We start from the raw sequence: 7,875 nt of genomic DNA, 5'->3' as shown, positions 1-7,875 counted from the left end.
TTCAGGTGTCATTTTTCCTACAAATGAATACTGCTGACTATCTAACATTTTAAATGTTAAGGTTGGTTGAGCAATATTAGTTGAATCCAAGGTAAATATAGCCTGCTTGTCTTGATCAAATAAATTTGTCGCTAATACTTCTTGTTTTGCTAATTCATCAGGACATCCCATAGCGGTTAGCACAAAACTTTCTGTCGCAATTAATTTTTTCCCCTGAATTTTATAAGGCGCACCCCCAGCATTACACCCTGTATTCACCCCAACACTATTATTTTCAAAGTTTAATTTAATTGGAGGATTCTCATTCGGGGGTTGATATTGCCAAACATATGAAGTTAATATTTTCTCTGGATCTAATGAAATTTTTTTTGGCTCCTGTACAACTGGGGTACAAGCAAGTAAACCCACACTACAGCATAAAAAGAAAAATATAGATTTAACTTGCATTTAGTCCCTCCTCCATACCTATCTGCTGATATTTTGTATAGCACTTTTCTGGGCATAATGGATGAATCATATACTGGGATAAAATAAAAAATTAAGCAACTTCAATGGATGTTACCCTGGCAATGGTGAAGCAATCATGTGGTACGTATTATGTACCTCATGCCATGATGAGCGGATTAATTCTTTCGCTACTCCCCCCCTATTGATAACTCTGTTTTTAAATCTGAAATTCTAATGAATATCAGTTGAATTGATCAAATCAATATAAAAGGCAAACACAAGTTCGCCCTTACATGAAGATCTATCGATTTAAATCGAAGCTAAAATAGACTTGAGCATCTCAGTTGGGTTTTCTGCCTTGGTAATTGGACGGCCAATGACCAAATGGGTTGAACCATCTTGCATTGCCTGTTTAGGTGTCACAATACGTTTCTGGTCATCTGCATTCGAACCCTCAGGACGAATACCAGGTGTTACCAATGCAAAATCTGCCCCTAACATTTCACGAAGAATTTTTGCTTCCTGTGCCGAACATACTACACCATCCAGGCCACTCTCTTGAGTGAGCTTGGCCAAGCGTTTAACTTGCTCTACAGGTTCGATATCCAAACCAATATCACGCAAATCTTCACGTCCCATTGACGTTAAAACAGTCACTGCAATCAATTGTGTTTGATAATTTCCTGCTTGCAAACGCTCAACACAGGTTTCCATCATCTTGCGACCACCAGATGCATGTACATTGACCATCCAAACACCTAGATCAGCCGCCGCACAAACCGCCTGAGCGGTGGTATTCGGAATATCATGGAATTTTAAATCCAAAAAAACTTCAAAACCCTTGTTCTTTAAGTTTTTAACAACAGATGGACCTTCATGAGTAAAAAGCTCTTTGCCTACTTTGACACGACATAGAGTAGGATCAAGTTGTTCCACAATTGTCAGAGCGTCGTATTCGCTTTTTGCATCCAAGGCAACAATGATACTCAAGAGCTTTTCTTCCCAATAAAAATAAAGCCCATATTATAATGGGCTTTTATTTTCTGTGTGAATATCCAGCACAGTTTTTTCATGTCTTGTACTTGCAGCAGCCTGAGCAGCAGCTTGTTGAGCCACCTGAATTTGTTCTTTTCTCAGATGATCAATGTCTTTACGTAAACGTTTAATTTCCCAATTGGTTTGGAAAACCCTAAATACCTGGACACCAAGAAGTAGACCAACAACAATGCCTAATGCCAATGTTAATAGAAGCAATAGACCTAAACGCATCGCAGGGACTTGGGTAAACAATAAGTTTACCTCCAACTCTGCTGGGTTCTGCAAAACCAAGGCAAGCAAATAACCAAATATAGCAATAAGTAATGCAATTAATATATAACGCATACACACCTCGAATATTATTCAGCAGATTCGTTTACCGCATCACGAAGTGCTTTACCTGGTTTAAAGTGAGGAACGGCTTTCGCCGCAACATCAACAGCCTTACCTGTTTTAGGGTTACGTCCTAAACGTGGTTCACGATGATGCAATGCAAAACTGCCAAAACCACGAATTTCGATACGATCACCATTTGAAAGCGCTTCAATCATTTGGTCAATCATGATCTTAACTGCATCTTCAACTAAAGGTTCAGCCAAGTGTGGGTTTTTAAGTGCAATCCGTTCAATCAAATCAGATTTATTAAGTGCTTCAGTAGTCATTGATGACCTCTTTAATTATTGCTACTTTTTAATGTTTTTAATAATAACCTGTTTAAATACAAAACGGTAGCGCAGTACATAAATACTACGCTACCGTTTACAGTATTTTTGTATAAAAAAGTACTTCTCTGTTACAAGAAACGTACTTTTTAACAAATTACTTCATTTGAGCTTTAATTAAGTCACCAATAGTCTTAGGACCATTGCTGTCAGCAACTTGTGTAGTAGCAGCTTGACGAGCATTGTTTACAGCTTCTTTCTCTTCAGCTTCGTCTTTCGCTTTGATAGACAAGTTGATTGAACGAGACTTGCGATCAACGTTGATGATCTTCGCTTCAACTTCCTGACCAACTTCTAGGAACTTGGTTGCATCTTCAACGCGGTCACGGTTGATTTCAGAAGCTTTAAGTGTTGCTTCGATGTCATCAGCCAATTTAACTGTAGCACCTTTCGCATCAACAGCAGTTACAGTACCTTTAACCAAGGCACCGCGCTCATTCGCAGCCAAGAAGTCATTGAATGGGTCGCTGTTCAATTGCTTGATACCAAGGCTGATACGGTTGCCTTCAGCGTCGACAGACAAGATAACCGCTTCAACTGTGTCACCTTTCTTGTAACGACGAATTGCTTCTTCGCCTTGCTCGTTCCAAGAAATGTCAGACAAGTGAACTAGACCATCGATACCGCCTGGTAAACCGATGAAGATACCGAAGTCAGTGATTGACTTGATCGTACCTGAAACTTTTTCACCTTTGTCGTGGTTCTTAGCAAACTCTTCCCATGGGTTAGCACGAGTTTGTTTGATACCAAGAGAAATACGACGACGCTCTTCGTCAACTTCAAGAACCATAACGTCAACTTCATCACCAATCTGAACAACTTTAGATGGGTGGATGTTTTTGTTAGTGTGGTCCATTTCAGAAACGTGTACTAAACCTTCAACGCCTTCAGCGATTTCTGCGAAACAGCCGTAGTCAGTTAAGTTCGTTACGCGAGCTTTAACGATAGAACCTTTAGGATAACGGTTCATGATCGCCAACCATGGATCTTCGCCTAATTGCTTAAGACCTAAAGATACGCGGTTACGCTCTTTGTCAAACTTAAGTACTTTAACAGTAACTTCTTGACCCACTTCAACCACTTCTGATGGATGCTTGATACGTTTCCAAGCCATATCTGTGATATGCAGAAGACCATCAATACCACCAAGATCAACGAATGCACCGTAATCTGTAAGGTTCTTGATTGTACCAGTAACAGTTTGACCTTCTTCAAGCTGAGCAAGCAATGCTTCACGGTCAGCTGAAGATTCAGCTTCCATTACGGCACGACGAGAAACCACAACGTTATTGCGTTTAGCATCAAGCTTGATAACCTTGAACTCCAACTCTTTACCTTCAAGGTGAGTTGTGTCGCGAATCGGACGAGTGTCAACCAAAGAACCTGGCAGGAATGCACGTACAGGACCAATGTCAACAGTGAAACCACCTTTAACCTTACCAGAGATAACACCAGTAACGATTTCGCCATCTTCAAAGATTTTCTCAAGTTTAGTCCAGGTTTCAGCACGTTTCGCTTTTTCACGTGATAAAACTGTTTGACCCATACCGTTGTCAAGCGCTTCAACAACAACATCAACTTCATCACCAACCTGAACTTCAAGTTCACGTTGTTCATTTAAAAACTCAGCACGGTCAACAACACCTTCAGATTTAAGGCCAGTGTCAACAGTTACCCAGTCAGAGTCGATACTAACAACGATACCTTTAATTACGGCACCTTTGTCAATATTAAGGGTTGATTCGCTTTCTTCAAAGAGGGCTGCAAAAGATTCGGTCATGATATACCTAAAAAATTCAACGGTCTTGGATCAGACAAGATCGGTTTAGTTAAGTTGTTACATAGCCATAAAATCTGACCAGACCATGCTTCAACTGAAAATTCATTGAATATCTATTTATATACGACTATCGATATAATCAACCATGAGCTTAAAGACCTCATCAATGCCTATTGTAGAGCTATCAATGATATAGGCGTCTTCCGCTGGCTTGAGCGGAGCGACTTCACGCTCCATATCTCTTTTATCTCTAGCCTGTATGTTAGATAAAATGTCGCTTATTTTAGCATCAAGCCCCATACCCTGCAACTGTTTTACACGTCGCTCAGCACGCGATTCGGCTGATGCCGTAAGGTATAGCTTGGCTTGCGCTTCAGGAAAAATTGAAGTTGCCATGTCACGGCCATCGGCAACCAGTCCTGGATGCTGGATAAATGCACGTTGACGTTCAAATAATGCCTTTCTTAATTCTGGCACAGTTGCCACTTTAGAAGCATACTCACCGACCTGCTCTGTTCGAATGGTATTGGTGACATCTTTCCCCTCAAGCAACACCTGCGTAGCGGTCTCATTTGATTTAAATTCAATATCCAAATGAGTTGCATCATCAACACATTGTTCCAGCCTTGCCTCAATCTGGTCCAACAAGCCCTTTTGAAATAATGACAGCCCGAGTAAACGATATAAAGCACCAGAGTCTAAAAGATTAAATCCATAATAAGCAGCTATTTTGGCTGCCAAGGTCCCTTTGCCAGAACCACTAGGACCATCAATCGTAATAATTTGAACTGTCATTCCTGTCTCTTATGAAGCAACTGATTTTGCTAATTTTGAAAAACCTAGTGTAATCGCTGCCTTGAGTTGTGCAAGAACTAATTTACTTACAAATGGTGCTTTTGCGGTAAATTCAATCTTATAGGTCACCAAAGTGATGTAGGGTGTAATTTCCCTAAAATCAATTTGTCCCAAATGATGTTTTACCAATGGGTTGTTAATCAGCTTATATTCAATCCGCTTGTTTTCTTCCAGCAGGGTAATCTCTTCCTGTAATGGCTTAATCGGGCCAAAACCCATACGACGAATTGAGCCGATGCCATCAGGACGTTGAGGGTCAGCAGAATCCTTTACCCGCACCACCTGTAAAGGTGCAAACGCCTTGTTGTAGGTTGCATGTTTTGACAATAAATCAAAAACATCAGAGATGGGTGCATTGAATTCTTTTTGTATGGTGATTGCATTACGCATAGCTTCGCCTTTTTGATCTAACCAAAATCATGGGAGGGCCTAGTTTGCCACAACTACAAGGGCATTATGAATCATTTAAGGGCGTTTTTGACGAATGGATTTTTCTCTTTTCATCACGTCTACGCTTAAAAAACTCACTTAACTGGGATGAACACTGTGCCTGCATGCATCCCTGTTCGAAAGTGAATTTATGATTGTAATAGCCGCTTTCAAGTAGCTGTCTTGCACTGACCAACGAACCAGCTTTAGGCTCTGTTGTAGCAAACACTACTTTTTTGATACGGGCATGAATGAGTGCGCCAACACACATCGTACAAGGTTCAAGCGTCACATAAAGTGTGGCATCATCTGGCAAACGGTAATTATCTATAGCCTGACAGGCGGAACGAAGTGCCTGGATTTCAGCATGTGCAGTTGGATCAGAAAGCTTGATGGGTGCATTATAACCCGAACCAATCACCTTATTCTGGCTTACAATTACAGCCCCAACTGGAATTTCGTCCTGTGATGCGGCTAGGTTAGCCTGCTCATAAGCAAACTGCATCCAGTATTCATCATTCGTTTCAGTTGAACTCATATAGGGTTAAACAATCACACCATATTGTCTTAATAATGTATTCCAGCTATCAATCGTGGTCACTGGAGGGCAGTGAGATAAAATATCTTGTAATGTGATTTTCTCGGCTGCTTTCCATTCTGGTGATAAGTCCTTATCAACTAAACGTGCACGGACACCCTCGACAAAATCGGGATGACGAATTTTCCAGTCAGAGATTTGTGATTCTAATGCAAAAACTTCATCCCAGGCATGCCCTTGCTTGCCCCATTGCCACAGCAACCATGTAATCGCAGCAGTACTTGGAGAACCTTTTTGCAGATTTTCACTTGCCTGACGTAACCAGTCACTACTTGCATCACTCAGACCAATAATCGCTTGATAGTCATACTCAAAACTTTGACCACGGCAAACACTATGGATCACATCGATTGAGTTTTGCAGAGGACCTGCCGCTACAGGACGATGTAGACTATTTAAAGTATCATCAATGGCACGGAAAGCACCCGCAGGATAGTGATTCCAATCCACATTCAAAACTTTTTGAAGAACATTATCTCGCTGTGCTTCACAAATATGAGTTGCCCAACCAATGCTAAAAGCACCAGCTGCAGTCATAATTGAACCCGTTAAACCTGTAAACAGCCCAATTTGACCACGATCTGCAAGAAAACGACTTCCTCCTACATCAGGATAGAGACCAATATTGATTTCAGGCATTGCAAGACGTGAATAAGGTGTGACTAGACGGAAAGGCGCGGCCATGAATAGTCCTAAACCACCACCCATGACATAACCTTCACCCCAAACTACGATTGGCTTAGCATAGTTATGAAGCAATAAATCAAGCGCATATTCTTGTTCAAAAAATTTATTTGCCGTATCTACTTCATTATTAATGACAAGTTGACGGAGTTTACGAACATCACCACCCGCGCAAAATGCTTTTGGTGTGGTTGAATCAAACCAGATTGCTTTAACACTGTCATCATCATGAAAATATTCAAATACTTTCAATAAAGCACTCACAATTGATTCATCAAGTGCATGTAAAGATTTTGGTCGGTTTAAACGAACAATACGCCAACCATTTTTAGCATTTTCGATAATTAAATCTGGGTGATAACTATTTAAATCGAGAGAAGTCATTATGCGTCCAGTTGCCAGTCTATTGGCTCAATGCCATGTTGTTTCAAATAATGATTTGTTTTAGAAAATACTTTACAGCCAAAAAAACCACCTCGGTTTGCAGACAAAGGTGATGGATGTGCAGCAGTTAATACAAGATGCTTGTTTCGATTAATACGTTGTCCTTTTCGCTGGGCATACGCACCCCACAAAATAAAGACCACATGCTCCCGCTGTTCATTCAACACATCAATGACAGCATCAGTAAACTCTTCCCATCCCTGTTTCTGATGAGAAGTTGGCTGTCCTGCTTCAACAGTCAGTACACTGTTTAATAGCAATACCCCTTGAGCAGCCCATTTACTTAAATCCCCATGACGGGAAATCGGCACTGTGAGATCAGTATGTAATTCATGAAAAATATTACGCAAAGATGGAGGTAATGCAACCCCTCTTTGTACAGAAAAGCTTAGACCATTTGCCTGATTTGGGCCATGATATGGATCTTGGCCCAATATCACAACCTTTACATCCTGTAACGGGGTTGTATTTAATGCATTGAAAATTTGCTTGCTAGGCGGATAAATTGTTTTCTGAGCAAGGATCTGTTGTTGTAGAAACTCTCTTAAATGATCCATTTTCTGACTGAGTAGAAATTCTGACAAAGAGATTTTCCATGACTCATCCAACTGAACTTTATTAAGTTTTTCCTGCTGTTGTTCAGTAAATTGCATCAACATTCCTTGAGATAACGATTCCAACATTTAAATCTTGCTGAGTTAAATGTTAACTTGTAACTCTACATTTGGATTTTGGAATTTAATTCCATTTTTCAGATTCTCATACATTTGAGGATCACTCCATTCCGCCTGTACCTGTTCTGAAAAAATAATCTGGTCTAAATTTAAGATACCCATTTGTTCGTTTTCAATATCTTCTATGAAACTTTGTGCATAACC

10 protein-coding genes and 2 pseudogenes are annotated in these 7,875 nt (G+C 40.4%); 1 reads left to right on the top strand and 11 read right to left on the bottom strand.

What is annotated here, in order from left to right; all coding sequences use genetic code 11:
* Positions 1-447 (bottom strand): META domain-containing protein (locus B4H32_RS11145; protein WP_286803097.1); only part of this gene is annotated, 447 nt, incomplete at its 3' end.
* A gap of 95 nt (positions 448-542) precedes the next feature.
* Here B4H32_RS11145 and B4H32_RS11140 point away from each other — a divergent pair.
* Positions 543-682: pseudogene (locus B4H32_RS11140) on the top strand (LysO family transporter); the annotation flags it as partial.
* Positions 683-756: 74 nt separating this feature from the next.
* Here B4H32_RS11140 and pyrF read toward each other — a convergent pair.
* The 10 genes and pseudogenes from pyrF to B4H32_RS11090 form a co-directional block, all read right to left on the bottom strand.
* Positions 757-1,437, bottom strand: a complete 681-nt coding sequence (gene pyrF, locus B4H32_RS11135) for an orotidine-5'-phosphate decarboxylase (RefSeq protein ID WP_004757943.1) — start codon at positions 1,435-1,437, stop codon at positions 757-759.
* Positions 1,438-1,470: 33 nt separating this feature from the next.
* Positions 1,471-1,830 (bottom strand): lipopolysaccharide assembly protein LapA domain-containing protein, encoded by a 360-nt coding sequence (locus B4H32_RS11130; protein ID WP_286803093.1) that lies wholly within the window; start codon positions 1,828-1,830, stop codon positions 1,471-1,473.
* Positions 1,831-1,844: 14 nt separating this feature from the next.
* Complete coding sequence (locus B4H32_RS11125; RefSeq protein ID WP_004679473.1) at positions 1,845-2,147, bottom strand: integration host factor subunit beta; 303 nt, start codon at positions 2,145-2,147, stop codon at positions 1,845-1,847.
* Positions 2,148-2,304: 157 nt separating this feature from the next.
* Entirely contained in the window at positions 2,305-3,987 is a 1,683-nt protein-coding gene (gene rpsA, locus B4H32_RS11120; RefSeq protein ID WP_286803092.1) for a 30S ribosomal protein S1, read from the bottom strand.
* A 117-nt stretch (positions 3,988-4,104) separates the two neighbouring features.
* Positions 4,105-4,782, bottom strand: a complete 678-nt coding sequence (gene cmk / locus B4H32_RS11115) for a (d)CMP kinase (protein WP_004679477.1) — start codon at positions 4,780-4,782, stop codon at positions 4,105-4,107.
* 9 nt (positions 4,783-4,791) lie between these two features.
* Complete coding sequence (locus B4H32_RS11110; protein ID WP_004679478.1) at positions 4,792-5,232, bottom strand: SRPBCC family protein; 441 nt, start codon at positions 5,230-5,232, stop codon at positions 4,792-4,794.
* Positions 5,233-5,296: 64 nt separating this feature from the next.
* Positions 5,297-5,809: a tRNA adenosine(34) deaminase TadA gene (tadA, locus tag B4H32_RS11105; protein ID WP_004769395.1), complete on the bottom strand. Its 513-nt coding sequence runs from the start codon at positions 5,807-5,809 to the stop codon at positions 5,297-5,299.
* A gap of 6 nt (positions 5,810-5,815) precedes the next feature.
* The gene (locus B4H32_RS11100) at positions 5,816-6,937 is read right to left on the bottom strand and encodes an enoyl-CoA hydratase/isomerase family protein (RefSeq protein ID WP_414630967.1); all 1,122 of its coding nucleotides are present in this window, start codon (positions 6,935-6,937) and stop codon (positions 5,816-5,818) included.
* A complete protein-coding gene (ung, locus tag B4H32_RS11095) occupies positions 6,937-7,650 on the bottom strand; it encodes a uracil-DNA glycosylase (protein WP_286803102.1) in 714 nt (237 codons plus the stop codon). Before ung ends, B4H32_RS11100 begins: the two co-directional genes overlap by 1 nt.
* Positions 7,651-7,695: 45 nt before the next feature.
* Positions 7,696-7,875: pseudogene (locus B4H32_RS11090) on the bottom strand (6-carboxytetrahydropterin synthase QueD); the annotation flags it as partial.

This window comes from Acinetobacter sp. UBA2063 (assembly GCF_002333245.1).
GTDB classification, from domain to species: Bacteria; Pseudomonadota; Gammaproteobacteria; order Pseudomonadales; family Moraxellaceae; genus Acinetobacter; species Acinetobacter parvus.
This window is presented reverse-complemented; position numbering and strand designations above follow the sequence as displayed.

Coding starts and splice junctions, on each gene's coding strand:
- B4H32_RS11130 (WP_286803093.1), bottom strand. CDS start 1,830: ATGCGTTATATATTAATTGCATTACTTATTGCTATATTTGGTTATTTG.
- B4H32_RS11125 (WP_004679473.1), bottom strand. CDS start 2,147: ATGACTACTGAAGCACTTAATAAATCTGATTTGATTGAACGGATTGCA.
- rpsA (WP_286803092.1), bottom strand. CDS start 3,987: ATGACCGAATCTTTTGCAGCCCTCTTTGAAGAAAGCGAATCAACCCTT.
- cmk (WP_004679477.1), bottom strand. CDS start 4,782: ATGACAGTTCAAATTATTACGATTGATGGTCCTAGTGGTTCTGGCAAA.
- B4H32_RS11110 (WP_004679478.1), bottom strand. CDS start 5,232: ATGCGTAATGCAATCACCATACAAAAAGAATTCAATGCACCCATCTCT.
- tadA (WP_004769395.1), bottom strand. CDS start 5,809: ATGAGTTCAACTGAAACGAATGATGAATACTGGATGCAGTTTGCTTAT.
- B4H32_RS11100 (WP_414630967.1), bottom strand. CDS start 6,937: ATGACTTCTCTCGATTTAAATAGTTATCACCCAGATTTAATTATCGAA.
- ung (WP_286803102.1), bottom strand. CDS start 7,650: ATGCAATTTACTGAACAACAGCAGGAAAAACTTAATAAAGTTCAGTTG.